13 protein-coding genes are annotated in these 16,840 nt (G+C 39.3%); 10 read left to right on the top strand and 3 right to left on the bottom strand.

The window, feature by feature from the left end:
* Nucleotides 1-79 precede the first annotated feature (79 nt).
* The 3 genes from ABN256_RS14590 to rluA all read left to right on the top strand — a co-directional run bounded on the left by ABN256_RS14590 (nucleotide 80) and on the right by rluA (nucleotide 6,230).
* The gene (locus ABN256_RS14590; RefSeq protein ID WP_197269907.1) at nucleotides 80-2,434 is read left to right on the top strand and encodes a DNA polymerase II; all 2,355 of its coding nucleotides are present in this window, start codon (nucleotides 80-82) and stop codon (nucleotides 2,432-2,434) included.
* A 183-nt stretch (nucleotides 2,435-2,617) separates the two neighbouring features.
* Complete coding sequence (gene rapA, locus ABN256_RS14595; protein WP_349439637.1) at nucleotides 2,618-5,521, top strand: RNA polymerase-associated protein RapA; 2,904 nt, start codon at nucleotides 2,618-2,620, stop codon at nucleotides 5,519-5,521.
* A gap of 55 nt (nucleotides 5,522-5,576) precedes the next feature.
* On the top strand, nucleotides 5,577-6,230 hold the full coding sequence (rluA, locus tag ABN256_RS14600; protein ID WP_164526714.1) for a bifunctional tRNA pseudouridine(32) synthase/23S rRNA pseudouridine(746) synthase RluA: 654 nt from the start codon (nucleotides 5,577-5,579) through the stop codon (nucleotides 6,228-6,230).
* 243 nt (nucleotides 6,231-6,473) lie between these two features.
* On the opposite strand, the gene djlA is transcribed toward rluA, so the two are convergent.
* Nucleotides 6,474-7,274, bottom strand: coding sequence for a co-chaperone DjlA (gene djlA / locus ABN256_RS14605; protein ID WP_196554719.1), 801 nt, complete (start codon nucleotides 7,272-7,274; stop codon nucleotides 6,474-6,476).
* Between the two features lie 430 nt (nucleotides 7,275-7,704).
* Here djlA and lptD point away from each other — a divergent pair, with 430 nt between their 5' ends.
* From lptD to apaH, 6 genes are read left to right on the top strand one after another with little or no spacing between them, the layout of a single operon-like run.
* Nucleotides 7,705-10,077, top strand: coding sequence for an LPS assembly protein LptD (gene lptD, locus ABN256_RS14610; RefSeq protein ID WP_196554720.1), 2,373 nt, complete (start codon nucleotides 7,705-7,707; stop codon nucleotides 10,075-10,077).
* A 50-nt stretch (nucleotides 10,078-10,127) separates the two neighbouring features.
* The gene (surA, locus tag ABN256_RS14615; RefSeq protein ID WP_072070045.1) at nucleotides 10,128-11,465 is read left to right on the top strand and encodes a peptidylprolyl isomerase SurA; all 1,338 of its coding nucleotides are present in this window, start codon (nucleotides 10,128-10,130) and stop codon (nucleotides 11,463-11,465) included.
* Complete coding sequence (gene pdxA / locus ABN256_RS14620; protein ID WP_196554722.1) at nucleotides 11,455-12,453, top strand: 4-hydroxythreonine-4-phosphate dehydrogenase PdxA; 999 nt, start codon at nucleotides 11,455-11,457, stop codon at nucleotides 12,451-12,453. The genes surA and pdxA overlap by 11 nt, the downstream gene beginning before the upstream one ends.
* A complete protein-coding gene (gene rsmA, locus ABN256_RS14625) occupies nucleotides 12,446-13,264 on the top strand; it encodes a 16S rRNA (adenine(1518)-N(6)/adenine(1519)-N(6))-dimethyltransferase RsmA (RefSeq protein ID WP_115350151.1) in 819 nt (272 codons plus the stop codon). Before pdxA ends, rsmA begins: the two co-directional genes overlap by 8 nt.
* A 25-nt stretch (nucleotides 13,265-13,289) precedes the next feature.
* Entirely contained in the window at nucleotides 13,290-13,667 is a 378-nt protein-coding gene (gene apaG, locus ABN256_RS14630; protein ID WP_109409103.1) for a Co2+/Mg2+ efflux facilitator ApaG/CorD, read from the top strand.
* A 2-nt stretch (nucleotides 13,668-13,669) separates the two neighbouring features.
* Complete coding sequence (gene apaH / locus ABN256_RS14635) at nucleotides 13,670-14,491, top strand: bis(5'-nucleosyl)-tetraphosphatase (symmetrical) ApaH (protein WP_197269902.1); 822 nt, start codon at nucleotides 13,670-13,672, stop codon at nucleotides 14,489-14,491.
* A 434-nt stretch (nucleotides 14,492-14,925) separates the two neighbouring features.
* On the opposite strand, the gene folA is transcribed toward apaH, so the two are convergent.
* Nucleotides 14,926-15,411: a type 3 dihydrofolate reductase gene (gene folA / locus ABN256_RS14640; RefSeq protein ID WP_196554724.1), complete on the bottom strand. Its 486-nt coding sequence runs from the start codon at nucleotides 15,409-15,411 to the stop codon at nucleotides 14,926-14,928.
* A 175-nt stretch (nucleotides 15,412-15,586) separates the two neighbouring features.
* On the opposite strand from folA, the gene ABN256_RS14645 reads away from it, so the two are divergent.
* Nucleotides 15,587-16,201 carry a LysE family translocator gene (locus ABN256_RS14645; RefSeq protein ID WP_197269901.1) on the top strand — a complete coding sequence of 205 codons (615 nt, stop codon included), beginning with the start codon at nucleotides 15,587-15,589 and terminating at the stop codon, nucleotides 16,199-16,201.
* A 45-nt stretch (nucleotides 16,202-16,246) separates the two neighbouring features.
* On the opposite strand, the gene ABN256_RS14650 is transcribed toward ABN256_RS14645, so the two are convergent.
* Nucleotides 16,247-16,807 (bottom strand): hypothetical protein, encoded by a 561-nt coding sequence (locus ABN256_RS14650; RefSeq protein WP_349439639.1) that lies wholly within the window; start codon nucleotides 16,805-16,807, stop codon nucleotides 16,247-16,249.
* Nucleotides 16,808-16,840 lie beyond the last annotated feature (33 nt).

Genomic DNA, 16,840 nt, shown 5'->3' on the forward strand with positions numbered 1-16,840 from the left:
AATTAACTGTATAAATAACCACTATATTGACTATAATAAATACATCTTTAGTGAATTTTTTTGTGTTTATTGGGTGCTCATGATTGGTCATACGGAACAAGGCTTTATTCTTACTCGCCACTGGAGCGACACACCAAAAGGTATTGTCGTCTCTTATTGGTTGGCGACGGATAATGGTCCACGCAAAATTACTGTTCCTATGCAACGCGCTATCGGTTTTGTAGCCCGCCAACATGAAACTGTTTTACGCTCACTCATTAATAAAAATCCTGATATAGAAATTCGCCCTCTCGATTTAAAAGACTTTGAAAGGCAGCCGGTTTTTGGTATCTACTGCAAACAGTACCGACAACTCGTTCAACTAGAACAACAACTCAAAGAGCACCACATACGTCTTTATGAGGCCGATATACGCCCTCATGAACGTTATATGATGGAGCGTTTTATCACCGCACCAATTTGGTTTCGTTATCAACAAAACAATACCGTGACACTAAAACCTGCTCCTGATTATCGTCCTACATTGCGAACAGTATCTTTAGATATTGAAACCAGCGAATTCGGTGAACTTTACTCTATTGGACTTGCGGGTTGTGGCGATAATGTTGTGTTTATGCTGACAGATAATGTCCCGGCAGAAAGTGAACACCTACAGCCTGAAAGCTATCGTTTATGTTATGTCAGTAGCCGTTTACGTCTAATTGAAAAGCTCAATGAATGGATGCAGCATTACGATCCCGATGCCATTATTGGCTGGAATTTAATTCAATTCGATTTACGTATTTTACATACCCATGCTCAGCGTTATGGCGTGAGCTTGTTACTAGGTCGTCAAAATAATCCATTGGAGTGGCGAGAGCATAGCTTTAAAAAAGGACATTTCTTTGCCTCAGCACAAGGTCGCTTAATTATTGACGGTATTGAAGCTCTGAAAATGGCTACATGGAACTTCTCCTCATTTAGCCTAGAATCAGTCGCGCAAAGCCTATTAGGGGAAGGTAAAGCCATTGATACACCTTATGCCAGAATGGATGAAATTAATCGGCGTTTTAAAGAAGATAAGCCTGCGTTAGCCTACTATAACTGGCAAGACTGTGTTTTAGTAAACCGCATTTTTGATGCCACATCTCTTATGGCGTTTTTATTAGAAAGAGCTTGTGTCACAGGACTTTCTGTTGATAGAAGTGGAGGCTCCGTAGCCGCGTTTACACACCTCTATCTCCCTTCTATGCATCGCATTGGATATGTTGCCCCTAATCAAGGAGAAAAGCCTGAAGAACATAGCCCCGGTGGCTTTGTTATGGACTCTACTCCCGGTTTATATGATTCGGTCGTTGTGCTTGATTACAAAAGCCTTTATCCCTCAATTATTCGTACTTTTTTAATTGACCCTGTTGGAATGATTGAAGGAACACATCAACCTAATGAAAAACTGTCTATTCCTGGTTTTCGCCAAGCGTGGTTTTCGCGGGAAAAGCACTGTTTACCCACTATTGTGTCGCAAATTTGGCACGAAAGAGATAACGCAAAATTACATAAAAATGCCCCGCTTTCTCAAGCCCTCAAAATTATTATGAATGCTTTTTATGGTGTTTTAGGCTCAGTGGGATGTCGTTTTTTTGATCCTCGTCTGGCGTCTTCAATTACCTTACGTGGCCATGAGATTATGAAAAGAACGCGAGCATTAATTGAAGATAAGGGTTATCAAGTTATTTATGGTGATACGGACTCTACTTTTGTTTGGCTTAAATCGCCACATACTGAGCAACAAGCACAACAAATTGGGCATCATCTAGTACAAGAGGTTAACCAATGGTGGAAAACATACCTTTTTGAAACCTATCAACTTGATTGCAAATTAGAGCTAGAGTATGAAACACACTATCGTCGTTTTTTAATGCCAACCGTTCGAGGTATGGAAACAGGCAGTAAAAAGCGTTATGCGGGATTAAGCAATGATAAGATGGTGTTTAAAGGATTAGAAACCGTCAGAACAGATTGGACACCTCTTGCTCAGAAATTTCAACAAGAGCTTTATACTCGTATTTTTCATCAACAACCTTACCAGCAGTTTATTCGTGATTATGTCGCAGATACGCTTGCGGGAAAATATGATGATAGATTAGTGTATCGTAAACGGTTACGTCGAAAATTATCAGAATATCAGCACCACGTTCCCCCTCATGTTAAAGCTGCACGTAAAGCTGACGAATATAATTTATCCCAAAATAGACCTCAACAATATCAGCAAGGCGGTTGGATTAGTTATATAATTACCCTCTTGGGACCTGAACCATTAGAGCACATTACCGCTGCACCTGATTACGAACACTATATCAATAAGCAGTTAATGCCGATTGCAGATGCTATCCTGCCTTTTATACAAGATGATTTTTCAACCTTGTTAAATGGACAATTGACGCTGACATTTTAAGATGTGTCATTTTGCAGGTGACGGTTTGCTTTGCATCTATTAACATAACGCCCCTTTGGTGATAATTAACTTTTCTTGTTTCAAGAACAGGCATTTTTATCCCACAAATTTTAATGACAACACCGCAATACTGCATTCATTAATAATTCCTAAATTATATATTTGAGAGCTGAGTTTATATATATGCCTTTTACTCTTGGTCAACGTTGGATTAGCGATACTGAAAGCGAGCTTGGACTGGGTACTGTTGTGGCAGTTGATGCCCGCATGGTGACCTTACTTTTTCCTGCCTGTGGCGAAAACCGCCTTTACTCCCGTCATGATGCTCCAATAACGCGGGTGATGTTCAATGCGGGAGATACTGTCACCAGTCACGAAGGCTGGAAACTCGCCATCGATAACGTTGTAGAAGATAATGGCCTTCTTATCTATCAAGGTGTACGTTTAGACACCGAAGAGCCTGCGCAATTACGTGAAGTGTTCTTAGATAACAAACTCACTTTTAATAAACCACAAGATCGCCTTTTTGCAGGCCAAATTGATCGTATGGATCGCTTTGCCTTACGCTATCGCGCACGTAAATTCTTAAGCGAACAATTTAAACAAGCACAAAGTGGCTTACGTGGCATTCGTGCAAGCCTTATTCCTCATCAGCTTTACATTGCCAATGAAGTGGGTAAACGTCATAACCCTCGCGTTTTATTAGCGGATGAAGTGGGTCTGGGTAAAACCATTGAAGCGGGTATGATTATCCACCAACAGTTAATGGATGGTCGGGCTGAGCGTGTGTTAATTATCGTGCCTGAAAGCTTACAACATCAGTGGTTAGTTGAAATGTTACGCCGTTTCAATCTGCGTTTTTCACTGTTTGATGATAGCCGTTATAGCGAATCCTTGTTAGATAGCGATAACCCATTTGAAACAGAACAAATGATCATCTGCTCTTTAGATTTTGTGCGTAAAAATAAGCAACGTTTTGAACATCTCGTTGAAGCAACATGGGATATGCTGGTTGTCGATGAAGCTCATCACCTTGTGTGGAGTGAAGACGCACCAAGCCGTGAATATCAAGTAATTGAAGAGTTGGCTGAATCTATTCCTTCAGTGTTGCTATTAACCGCAACACCTGAGCAATTAGGTCAAGAAAGCCACTTCGCTCGTTTACGTCTGCTTGATCCAAGTCGTTTCCATGACTATAACGAATTTATCAATGAGCAACAAAAATACCGTCCTGTTGCCGATGCTGTCACTATTTTGCTATCAGAAGATGATTTAAATACCGAACAACAAAATATCATCAGTGAAATGATTAGTGAGCAAGATGTTGAACCATTGCTGAAAGCGGCAAATACCAAAGGCGAAGACCGCACTAAGTCTCGCCAAGAACTTGTTCATATGTTAATGGACAGGCACGGAACGGGGCGTCTGTTATTCCGTAATACACGCTCTGGTGTGAAAGGTTTCCCTAATCGCCTACTTCGTGCGATTAAAATGCCACTGCCAACACAATATCAAACAGCGATTAAAGTTGCCGAAATTATGGCGGCGAAAAAGAGCCTCGAAGTTCGTGCAAAAGAGATGCTCTACCCTGAACGTATTTACCAAGAATTCGAAGGTGAAAACGCAACATGGTGGAACTTTGATCCTCGTGTTGAATGGTTACTTGGTTTCTTAACTGCAAATCGCAATGAAAAAGTTCTGGTTATTTGTGCGCAAGCGGCAACCGCATTGCAACTAGAGCAAGTTTTACGCGAGCGCGAAGCTATTCGTGCGGCAGTCTTCCATGAAGGAATGTCTTTACTTGAACGCGATCGCGCTGCAGCATATTTTGCGTCTGAAGAAGAAGGCGCACAGGTTCTATTATGTTCTGAAATCGGCTCAGAAGGACGTAACTTCCAGTTTGCAAATCAACTGGTCATGTTTGATCTGCCATTTAATCCTGATTTACTAGAACAACGTATTGGTCGTCTCGATCGAATTGGTCAAAATCGCGACATTGATATTAGTATTCCTTATCTTGAAGGTACGGCTCAATCCGTCTTATTGCGCTGGTATCACGAAGGCTTAGATGCCTTTGAGCATACTTGTCCAACAGGTCGTACTATTTATGACAGCAAATATGATGCACTTGTTAACTATCTTGCTCAGCCTAATGAATTAGCAGACTTTGATGAGTTTATTGCCGCTTGTCGTAAACAACATGATGAAATGAAACTTAAACTTGAGCAAGGCCGTGACCGCCTATTAGAAATGCACTCTAATGGTGGTGAAGTGGGCGTTGAATTAGCGGGTGAAATTGCGGCTCAAGATAATGATCCTGAATTAGTTAACTTTGCGTTGAATTTGTTTGATATCGTTGGTATTAACCAAGAAGATCGTAGTGACAGCTTAATTATTTTAACGCCATCTGATCATATGCTAGTGCCTGATTTCCCGGGCTTACCACAAGATGGTTGCACTATCACATTTGATAGAGAGCAAGCGCTATCTCGTGAAGATACCCAATTTATCAGTTGGGAACACCCCATTATCCGTAATGGCTTAGATTTGATCCTATCAGGCGATACTGGTAGCTGTGCAGTGTCTTTATTAAAAAATAAAGCATTACCAGTAGGAACGCTATTAGTTGAACTGATTTATGTCGTAGAAGCACAAGCGCCTAAACATCTTCACTTAAGTCGTTTCTTACCTGCAACACCAGTTCGCTTATTACTTGATCTAAAAGGTAATAACCTAGCCTCTCAAGTTGAGTTTGAAAGTTTTAACCGCCAATTAAATGCGGTTAACCGTCATACTTCTAGCAAACTAGTCAATGCGGTACAAAGCGAAGTACACCATGTACTCAAAGCCTCTGAACCATTAATGGAAGTCGAAGCGAAAGGGCTTATTCAAAAAGCGAAAGAAGAAGCTGATCGCGTATTAACACATGAATTATCACGCCTAGAGGCTTTACGCGCTGTAAATCCAAATATTCGTGATGATGAAGTTGAAGCGATTGAAAATGAGCGTACCCATATTCTTAATCATTTAGATGAAGCAAATTGGCGCTTAGATTCAATACGTTTAATTGTTGTTACCCACCAATAATTACCATTAAAGCGGGGAGTCTTTTGCTCCCCGTTGTTTTGATGAGATATCCACCATGATGGAAGTTTATAACCCGCCGACTGATCCTTGGTTACATATTTTATATCAAGATGAGCATATTATTGCCGTCAATAAACCCAGTGGATTACTATCTGTGCCGGGCAAAGCGCCAGAGCATAACGACAGTATTATGTCGCGCATTAAAGCTGATTTTCCTAATGCCGAATGTGTGCATCGTTTAGATATGGCAACCAGTGGCGTCATTGTTGTTGCACTAAATAAAGATGCTGAGCGTGAGCTAAAACGTCAATTTCGTGAACGTGAACCGAAAAAAACCTATATTGCTCGCGTATGGGGGCATATCGAAAAAGAAGAAGGATTGGTTGATTTACCATTAATTTGTGATTGGCCAAATCGACCAAAACAAAAAGTCTGTCATGAAACGGGAAAAGCAGCGCAAACTTTTTATGAGGTGCTGGAGTATGAAGAGAATGCGACAAGAGTCAAACTCTCGCCAATTACGGGGCGTTCACATCAATTGCGGGTACACATGTTAGCGTTGGGGCATCCTATTTTAGGGGATCGCTTTTATGCACATCCGCAGGCAAGAGCGATGGCTCCTCGCCTGCAGTTACATGCTCAGGAATTATTTATTACGCATCCTGCTTTTCGATCCCCGATACATTTTGAATGCCTTGCCGATTTTTAATGTCTTATGACACTAAAACAGTCACTGAACTCAATGAAGCAAGGAGCAGGCAAAGCGCTAATCCCATAACCCCAACAAGAACACGGACGTTTGACATGGATATAGTTCCTTTTTTAAGAGAAGAGAGAATGAAATAATTAAATTTCACTTATATTTTACCGTGATAAATAATAAACTCAACTCAACCTAAGTTATCTCTATCACGGAATAATTCTCTCTTTTCTCATCTTCTTTTACAAGATGTTAACGAAATCCTTTTTCTTTTTTAATCAAATCGTAAGCAACTTGTATGGACTGTGCTTTTTGTTTTGCAATTTCCATCATTTCTGGTGGCAAACCTTTTGCTACAAGTTTATCTGGATGATGTTCTCCCATTAATTTTCTATAAGCTCTTTTTATGGTTTTAACATCATCGCTCTCCTTAACACCAAGTACCTTACATGCGTCAGAGAGTGTTGGCCCTTGAGGTTGAGGCTGATATCCTTGCCTATTTTGATAATGGAAATTTTGGCCAGCCTGCATCATTGCTAATATATGTTCAAAATGCGCACGCGAAAAACCCAGCTCATCAATAATGATAAACAGCATTTTTCTTTCATTCGGATGCAATTGGCCATCGGCAAAAGCCGCTTGTAACTGAATTTCCAGAAACATCTGAAGTAGGTCACGACGGCCAGCACAAATTTGTCGAACACGTTGCAAGGTAGCTCTTAAGGGAAAATCTGGTGATTTGCCTTCTCTAAATGCTTGCTGAGCAGCTTGACGCCCTACTCCGTGTAAATTCATCCTATCCATCAATTCACTTGCAAGTGAGATATCCGTTTGAGTGACTCGCCCTTTTGATTTTGTTAGGTGTCCTAAAACTTGAAAAGTCGCAGCAAAGAAAAAAGCTTGTCTATCACGAGTATAGCGCCCACCACTTCCTAATTTACCTCGTTGCATGTCATAGAGGTGTCCAAGAAAAACACCAATAACAATACCCCAGAAGCCTACCCCCGCAAAACTACCGATGATAAGGCCTAATAATTTTCCCCAATAGCGCATAGACTCCTCAAATCTTCAATGCTCTGCCTGCAATTTTGCATTATCATACTATTCATTTGCTTGCACACCTAACACCAAGCGACGTCTAAATAGACTTTTTCTTAAAATGAAGAGATTTACTGTTTCTCTTTGGACAGAGGTAATGCTGTTTTCGTTTAAATTGTGTTAAAGTAAAATGAGTGACCAAACGAATAACTTTAGCGTTATTAGACCGCACGAAATACCGCATCAGCGCGGTGTTTTTTTGTTTCTAATAAGGCTATAACCCTATTTCAACACAGAAACATCGAAAAAATGAGGTTTACGCCTATTTTTCGGTTACCGTTAGAACAATGTTCAGAACGTTGGGCTGGTGTCGCATAACTCCCTGCGTTAGTTTCTGGCTGTTTATCAGCATGAAGCCACTGATGACGGAAGCACATAAATACTTATGAAAAAAAGTTATCCCACACTGCTGGCCACCTTAGTTTGGGCCACAATATACGGTCAGCCTGCTTATGCTGATCTTGCCTCCCAATGTTTACTGGGAGTCCCCGTTTATAACAAACCATTAGTACAGGGCGATCCTAATAACTTGCCTGTCACTATCACTGCAAATGATATGCAAGGTGAATATCCTCGCATGATCAAATATAAAGGTGATGTTGATATTAAACAGGGAAACCAAACCTTAAGTGCAGACAGTGTTGAACTGACACAAACTGAGGGAGAGACGCCATTAAGAATGGTGACCGCGACAGGAAATGTCTCTTATGATGATCCTCAAATTATCTTAAAAGGCCCTCGTGCTTGGTCTAATCTTAATAATAAAGATACGGATATTGAGCAAGGTGATTACCAGATGGTTGGCCGCCAAGGCCGTGGTTATGCCGACAAGATGCAAATGCGTGGCGAGAACCGCTATACCATTATGGATAAAGGGATGTTCACTTCTTGTTTACCTGGCGATGATAGCTGGAGCGTTGTCGGCTCTGAGGTTATTTTAGACCGTGAAGAACAAGTTGCTGAAATTTGGAATGCACGTTTTCGTGTTGCTAATGTCCCTATTTTTTACAGCCCTTATCTTCAATTACCTATCGGTGATAAACGTCGTTCTGGTTTCTTAATTCCAAACGGAAGCTATTCTCGTAGTTCAGGATTTGATTTCCAACTCCCTTACTATTGGAATATCGCCCCTAATTATGATGCCACTATTACAACTAATTATATTAGCCGTCGTGGTTTAAAATTAGATAACGAATTTCGTTATTTAACAACGCCGGGACGCGGTACCATCGCTGTAGATTGGATTAATCACGATAGCCAATACAATAAAGACAAAGAAGAAAATAAAGCAGGCTATCTTCCTCGTGATACCGCCACACGTTGGTTATTCTACTGGGGCCATAGTGGTGTCATGAATAATGTGTGGCGATTCAATGCCGACTACACAAAAGTGAGTGATAATAAATATTTTACCGACTTTACCTCACAATATGGTAATACCACCGATGGTTATGCCACTCAAAAATTTAGTACGGGTTATGCACAACAAAACTGGAATGCCACATTAACCACTAAACAGTTCCAAATTTTCTCTGATAATAAAGATGCAAGAGCTTATCGTGCCGAGCCACAACTTGATCTGAATTATTATAAGAATGATGTCGGGCCATTTGATTTCCGAACTTATGCTCAGTTTGTACGTTTTACCAGCGTGGGTGAGAATACACCTGAAGCAAATCGTTTCCATATTGAGCCAACGATTTCACTCCCTGCATCTACGGGTTGGGCAAGCTTTAATAATGAACTGAAAGTAATGGCAACTCATTACGATCAGGACATTCCAGATGCTTATAAGAAAAGATATCCTAACCAATTAGATGACAGTGTTAATCGGGTATTACCACAGTTTAAATCTGATATGAAAGTGGTTTTCGAGCGTCAATATCAGACTAATGACATTACACAAACCCTTGAGCCACGAGTACAATATCTTTATGTCCCTTATAAAGATCAGTCTAATATCAATAACTTTGACTCCGCGTTATTACAGTCAAACTATGGCGGGCTTTTCCGCGATAGAATGTATGGTGGTTTAGACCGCATTGCTTCTGCAAACCAATTAACAACCGGTGTAACTTCGCGTTTTTATGATAGCGAATTGGTTGAACGTTTTAACGTTTCTGTAGGTCAAATCTACTTCTTTGAGCGCCCAAGAACAGGACCTTCTTCAACTGGTAACGAAATCATTAATAGTAAAGATGAAACAGGTTCAATGGTCTGGGCGGGTGATGCCTACTGGCGGATCACTGATACTGTGGGTATGCGTGGTGGTTTACAATATGACCGTCGTTTAGGTAGCGTATCAATGGGTGATGCGATTATGGAATATCGCGCCGATAGCGATCACCTTCTACAATTGAGTTATCGCTATGTTGATCGTGATTATATTCAAGCAACGCGTGTTCGCCCTTACGATGGTGGTATTAATAAACTTCCTGAATACCAAAAAGGTATTTCGCAAGTCGGTGTTGTAGGCAGTTGGCCATTAGCGGAACGCTGGGGTCTTGTGGGTGCTTATTACTTTGATACTAAAGAATCCGAACCTGTTAGCCAGATGGTTGGTGTGCAATATAATACCTGTTGCTGGGCTGTGAACGTCGGTTATGAACGAAAAATTGTTGGCTGGAAAGTTGACCACAGTGATATTGACAATAAATGGTCAATCAACGTGGAACTCAGAGGCCTAAGTAACAATCATAGTTTGGGTAGCCAGAAAATGCTTGAACGCGGTATCTTACCTTATCAAAGAGCATTCTGATTTAATCAGACTACGGAATTGGCTGAATAAATATGTCATCCCGCAACAAGATGCGGAAAACACATAATGGGAAACTTATGAAAAATTGGAAAACGCTGTTTATCGGCTTAATGATCACGGTCGGTGCAGCTACCAGCTCAACAACGTTTGCTGCACAAGAATTAAACCGTGTATCGGCTATCGTCAATAACGGTGTCGTTCTAGAAAGTGACGTCAATAGAATGCTACAGACTGTCAAAATGAACGCAAAAAGTGCGGGTCAGGAAATGCCTGATGAGCAAGTTCTTCGCCAACAAATCCTAGAGCGTTTGGTGATGGATAACATCATTTTGCAAATGGCACAGCAAATGCAAATTGATATTCCTGATGCAGCGGTAGAATCTACCATTCAAGGTATTGCCGCTGAAAATAAAATTTCACTTGATCAAATGAAAAAACGCCTCTTAGCTGATGGCATTTCTTACAACGAATATCGCCAAGATATTCGCAAAGAAATGATGCTGGCAGAAGTACGTAACAATGAAGTTCGTCGCCGTATTACAATTTTGCCTCAAGAAGTTGATTCTCTTGCTAAGCAAATTGAAAGCCAAGCAAGCCAAAGTGTTGATCTGAATTTAAGCCATATTTTAATTCCATTATCAGAAAACCCAGCGCCAGCAGAAATGGAAAAAGCAAAACAAGTCATTACTCGCATAATGAATCAACTTAAAAATGGTGCTGATTTTGGTAAATTAGCAGCAACTTATTCGGCTGATCCACAAGCTTTAAATGGCGGTAATATGGGTTGGGCATCTATTGATGAACTACCAACACTGTTTGCAAAAGAATTAGCTAATGCACAGAAAGGGCAAATTGTAGGGCCTCTTCACTCTGGTGTCGGCTTACACATTATTAAAGTAAACGATATTCGTGGTGGCTCAAATACACTCTCTGTCACCGAAGTTAAAAGTCGTCATATTCTGCTGAAAAGCTCTCCAATCATGAATGATGAGCAAGCCTATGCCAAATTACAGCAAATTTCTGCCGATATTCGCAGTGGCAAAATAAGCTTTGCTGATGCAGCAAAAGAATACTCTGAAGATCCAGGTTCAGCATTACGTGGTGGTGAGTTAGGATGGTCAATGCCTGACGTTTACGATCCAGCATTCCGCGATGCGTTAATGCGCTTAAATAAAAATGAATTAAGCCAACCTGTTCGTTCAAATTTTGGCTGGCATTTAATTGAATTAGAAGACACACGTAGTGTTGATAAAACAGATGCAGCTAATAAAGAACAAGCATACCGTTTACTCTTTAATCGTAAGTTTAATGAAGAAGTACAAAACTGGATGCAAGAGCTACGAGTAGGGGCTTATGTGAAAATAATGAACGAGAATAATGCAAACTAAGCAAATAAAACCACTTGTTATCACCCCCGGCGAACCAGCCGGGGTTGGTCCTGACCTGATTATCTCATTAGCACAAATGAATTGGGATTTACCTTGGGTTGTTTGTGCTGATCCTCAGTTACTTAAAACAAGAGCAGAATTACTAAACCTGCCTCTTTCATTAGTTGAATACGATCCTGCCACACCACCTCAAGCACACACTCCAAGCCAAATTTGTGTACTCCCTATTGCACTTCATACCAATGTTATTCCAAGTGCATTAGATGCACGCAATGGGTTATACGTTGTAGAAACATTAGCTCGTGCTTGTGATGGCTGTCTTAATGGCGAATTCTCTGCATTAGTAACTGGCCCCGTTCATAAAGGAATTATTAATGATGCGGGTGTACATTTCACAGGACACACCGAGTTTTTTGCCGATCGTAGTCACTGTGAACGTGTGGTCATGATGTTAGCAACAGACACATTAAGAGTCGCGCTAGCAACCACACATTTGCCTCTACGAGATGTCGCCGATGCTATTACAGGTGAACTACTGCATGAAATTATCACCATTTTAAATCATGATTTAAAAACTAAATTTGGCATAGCAGAACCTCAAATTTATGTTTGTGGCCTTAATCCTCATGCTGGGGAAAGTGGCCATATGGGGCGTGAAGAAATTGATATTATTGAGCCTGCATTAACACAATTACGTCAGCAAGGCATTAGCCTCCATGGGCCTTATCCTGCTGATACCCTTTTTCAGCCTAAATATTTAACGCATGCTGATGCTGTACTAGCGATGTATCACGATCAGGGATTACCTGTGCTAAAATATGAAGGTTTCGGTCGTGCAGTGAATATAACACTCGGTCTTCCCTTTATTCGTACCTCTGTTGATCATGGCACAGCCCTTGAGCTAGCAGGTACAAAAAGCGCAGATGCTGGCAGTTTTTGCACCGCATTAAATTTAGCCATTAATATGATACAAAATTGTAATGAATAATAGAGTCCATCAGGGGCACTTTGCCCGCAAACGCTTCGGGCAGAACTTTTTAACAGACAGCTATATTATTGAAAGTATTGTTGAATCTATTTATCCACAACCTGGTGAGGCCATTGTTGAAATTGGTCCCGGTTTAGGCGCTATCACAGAACCCGTTGGCGCGAGAATGGATAAAATGACAGTAGTTGAAATCGACCGTGATTTAGCTGCTCGTTTAGAAGTTCATCCTACATTAAAAGACAAGCTGACCATTATTCAGCAAGATGCAATGACAATTGATTTTGCACAATTAGCAAAAGAACGTCAGCAGCCTCTGCGTGTCTTTGGTAACTTGCCTTATAATATTTCCACTCCACTTATGTTCCACCTTTTCAGTTTTGCTGATGCTATTTCTGATATGACCTTTATGTTGCAAAAAGAAGTGGTTAATCGCCTTGTTGCTGGTCACGGTAGCAAAACTTATGGACGCTTAAGTGTGATGGCGCAATATTATTGCCAAATCATTCCTGTACTTGAAGTTCCACCTACTTCATTTAAACCAGCACCAAAAGTGGATTCAGCCGTTGTTCGCTTGATCCCTTACAAAGAAAAGCCATATCCAGTTACGGATATTGCAATGCTAAGCCGTATTACCGCTCAAGCATTTAACCAACGACGCAAAACATTGCGTAACAGTTTAGGTGGATTGCTAACAGCAGAAGATATGGTTGCTCTGGGGATCGACCCGACTGCTCGCGCAGAAAATATTTCTGTTGAGCAATACTGTAAAGTGGCAAACTGGTTATCACAAAAGCAAGATACTCAAGCATAAGATAAAGCCAGAGACAGGAGGCATTATGTTCACCTCATCAAAAGTGGCGATACAAGTACAAAGTGTTTACATCGAAAGCCAATCATCTCCTGAAGATGAACGCTATGTATTCGCTTATACGGTATCAATTCATAATTTGAATAAATGTGCAATTCGCCTCCTGCGCCGTTACTGGTTAATTACCAATGCACAAGGTAATACGACAGAAGTTCGAGGTGAAGGTGTTGTCGGTGAACAACCACTGATTGAACCCGGTACGCATTACAGCTATACCAGTGGTGCCGTTCTTGAAACACCGATGGGAACAATGGAAGGCCATTATGAAATGATTGATACTGACGGTCGATTATTTCAAATAGAGATCCCTGTTTTCCGCCTTGCACTTCCAACATTGATAAATTAATTATGGCAACTTATTTAATTGGTGATATTCATGGCTGTTACCATGAACTGCGCCACCTTCTTGATAAAGTGAGTTTTGATCCTACACAGGACACATTATGGTTAACGGGTGATCTTGTTGCTCGAGGACCAGACTCACTTGAAGTGCTACGTTTTGTAAAAAGCTTAGGCTCTTCTCTAAAACTTGTTTTGGGTAATCATGACCTTCATCTATTAGGTGTATTTGCAAAAATTAGCCGAAATAAACCAAGAGATAAACTTAATGAATTACTCAATGCTCCAGATGTAGATGAGTTAATTAATTGGTTAAGACGCCAACCTGTGCTTCAAGTTGATGAAGAAAAGAAAATTATTATGGCGCATGCAGGGATCACACCACAGTGGGATTTAGAAACTGCAAAAATGTGTGCCCGTGAAGTCGAAGCCATTTTAAGTAGTGATAGCTATCCTTTATTTATTAATTCAATGTATGGAGATCTACCCAATAATTGGTCACCAGAACTTACTGGTTTAGCACGATTACGCTTTAGTACCAATGCATTCACTCGAATGCGCTACTGTTTTCCTAATGGTCAATTGGATATGATTTGTAAAGACAAGCCATTAGAAGCCCCTGCACCATTAAAACCTTGGTTTGATTTACCAAGTCAACTTCCGGAAGGTTATAGCATTATTTTTGGCCATTGGGCCTCTCTTGAAGGAAAAGGCACTCCTGATAATGTATATGCTCTTGATACTGGGTGTTGCTGGGGAGGAAACCTCACTTGCTTGCGCTGGGAAGATAAACAATATTTCACTCAGGCTAGCCTATCTGCACCAAAGTAACTCTCGTCATTATCTTCATTTCAAGCGCAAAAAGTAAAAAACTCAATTTTGCGCTTTACTCATTCCACCCTACTTATTTTTACCTAATTTGTTTTTTTGATACTAAAAAGAACATTTCTTATATAAAAACGAACACCAAAAAAAATAATAAAAATTACCACCTATAAATCAATAACTTATTTTTTTTCGATACGAAATAAGCAGAAAAAACCACAATATTGAGAATAAAAAATCTATATATTGATTAATATCTCATACATTATTCTTATAAAATGAGTTTATTAAAATATAAATAATGATCACGTTTAAATAATAAGTTTTATAAATAAAATTCTTAGTTGGTATAATAAATCTTATTTTTTATTATTCTTATATTAATAATATAGGAATAATAAAAAGGGAGATATTTAATCTCCCTTTTTATTTAATTCTTGTTATTTTCTTCTTTTTAATATTTCGAAGCAGTAGTTATGAGAGTTGTTTTCATCAGCTTCATGATATTCCATAAAAGTAGAATCCCATTCATCAGGCTCATAATCAGGGAATGTGGTATCACCAATTACTTCAGCATCGATGTGTGTTAGATAGAGTGTATTAGCCATAGGTAAAAATTGCTCATACACTTTACCACCACCGATAACCATAATTTCGTCATAATTTTCAGCGGCTTGCAAAGCTTCTTCTACAGACTTCACCCAAACAACTTCACTATCTGTTCCTGGTTGGCTACTTAACACAATATTGAGGCGATTCGGTAGAGGACGCCCAATAGATTCATAAGTCACCCGGCCCATAATAACGGGTTTATTTAGCGTATTCTTTTTGAACCATGCGAGGTCACCTGGTAATGTCCAAGGCATTGCCTTTTCCATACCAATAATGCGATCCATCGCTAATGCTGCGATTAAACTAATATTCATTTACACACCTACGGGTAAAGATGGGAAAAAAACTGCTCACACTATACGTAAAGCTAAAACCTGAGTCGATACAAATTATGCTTCCTAGATAATAAATAATTGCTTTATACTCGAAGTGTTAACTTAATCATATAAGATTCAATCATTATAATATTGTTATATGCAAGGCGCTATTATGCTTGAAACTTCTTTAGTCGTTTTTACAATTGCTTTACTTGGTATGATCTCACCAGGCCCTGACTTTTTTCTCGTTGTAAAAAATGCGGCACGTTATCAACGCTCTGCTGCAATGATGACCGCAATGGGTATTGTAGCTGCATTACTTGTGCATATGTCGTATTGTGTTGCCGGTATTGCTGTACTTATCACCACTACACCTTGGCTTTTTTCCATTTTAAAATATGCTGGGGCCGTGTATTTATTCTGGATTGGTTTTCATAGCTTACTCTCAAAATCTAATCATACGATTGATGAGAAAGCGACACAGCATTCACAAATCAGCTTTAAAAAAGCCTTTATGCAAGGCTTTTTGTGTAACCTACTCAATCCGAAAGCAACCCTTTTCTTTCTTGCCGTTTTCACACAAGTGCTAAGTGTTGATTCAAGTATTGGTGAAAAACTGTGGTATGCCTTTATCATCTGGGGATTAGCTATCGTTTATTGGCCCTCACTCGTTTTATTAATCCAAAGTTCACCAGTCAGAAAGGTACTTAATAAAGTCCAAAAAAGTATCGATAAAGTACTCGGTGTAGTATTGATTGGTTTGGGGATTAAAGTCGCGTTGAGTTAAATTAAAAAACCTCTTTAATAAATTTCATTAAAGAGGAATAACTCATTATACTAAATTTAAATTAAAATTATTTTCACTCTTTAAATAATCAATAACACCCAGTAAAACCCTTTCGTTTTCAAGATAATTAGACTTATTTTTCATTTGGCTTAAAATAATCTCATAATTATCTCTAATAACCTTCGCTATATTGTTTTTAATTTCATCACTATTTATATTTTCACTAAAAACATTCTTTATTTTTTTATTGTAATCAGATATATAGCATTCATCCTCTGCTGTTTTTTCTTTTTCTTTAATGATATCATTATAATCTAACAATCCAGAACCAAGCATATTATCGACAAACTCCTTAACGCCTTCATTGTTTTTTAATTTATTTATCAAGAGGTTTATTATCATTTTTGTAAAACTATCATTATTATAATTTCCAACATTATACTTCACCGTTTTACCAATAAAACATTTAGCTATATTTATAATAAATCTCTTCTCCATTTCCATAGAATAAATATTATGCATTGTATTAACCAAGTAAATTATTGAATTACCCATTTTAGTAGATTTTTTTCCATTAATCTCTTTACAAGCATAATTTAATGCCATGTCAATATGCTGTTTATAGCTAGGTTTAATATA

Source organism: Proteus sp. fly-1008, assembly GCF_040140305.1.
Classification (GTDB): domain Bacteria; phylum Pseudomonadota; class Gammaproteobacteria; order Enterobacterales; family Enterobacteriaceae; genus Proteus; species Proteus vulgaris_B.

What these genes read in the sequence shown, in the direction of transcription:
- folA (WP_196554724.1), bottom strand. Translation starts at nt 15,411, where the DNA reads ATGAATATTAGTTTAATCGCAGCATTAGCGATGGATCGCATTATTGGT.
- apaG (WP_109409103.1), top strand. Translation starts at nt 13,290, where the DNA reads ATGTTCACCTCATCAAAAGTGGCGATACAAGTACAAAGTGTTTACATC.
- pdxA (WP_196554722.1), top strand. Translation starts at nt 11,455, where the DNA reads ATGCAAACTAAGCAAATAAAACCACTTGTTATCACCCCCGGCGAACCA.
- ABN256_RS14650 (WP_349439639.1), bottom strand. Translation starts at nt 16,807, where the DNA reads ATGGCATTAAATTATGCTTGTAAAGAGATTAATGGAAAAAAATCTACT.
- rapA (WP_349439637.1), top strand. Translation starts at nt 2,618, where the DNA reads ATGCCTTTTACTCTTGGTCAACGTTGGATTAGCGATACTGAAAGCGAG.
- ABN256_RS14645 (WP_197269901.1), top strand. Translation starts at nt 15,587, where the DNA reads ATGCTTGAAACTTCTTTAGTCGTTTTTACAATTGCTTTACTTGGTATG.
- djlA (WP_196554719.1), bottom strand. Translation starts at nt 7,274, where the DNA reads ATGCGCTATTGGGGAAAATTATTAGGCCTTATCATCGGTAGTTTTGCG.
- apaH (WP_197269902.1), top strand. Translation starts at nt 13,670, where the DNA reads ATGGCAACTTATTTAATTGGTGATATTCATGGCTGTTACCATGAACTG.
- lptD (WP_196554720.1), top strand. Translation starts at nt 7,705, where the DNA reads ATGAAAAAAAGTTATCCCACACTGCTGGCCACCTTAGTTTGGGCCACA.
- rsmA (WP_115350151.1), top strand. Translation starts at nt 12,446, where the DNA reads ATGAATAATAGAGTCCATCAGGGGCACTTTGCCCGCAAACGCTTCGGG.
- surA (WP_072070045.1), top strand. Translation starts at nt 10,128, where the DNA reads ATGCGGAAAACACATAATGGGAAACTTATGAAAAATTGGAAAACGCTG.
- ABN256_RS14590 (WP_197269907.1), top strand. Translation starts at nt 80, where the DNA reads ATGATTGGTCATACGGAACAAGGCTTTATTCTTACTCGCCACTGGAGC.
- rluA (WP_164526714.1), top strand. Translation starts at nt 5,577, where the DNA reads ATGATGGAAGTTTATAACCCGCCGACTGATCCTTGGTTACATATTTTA.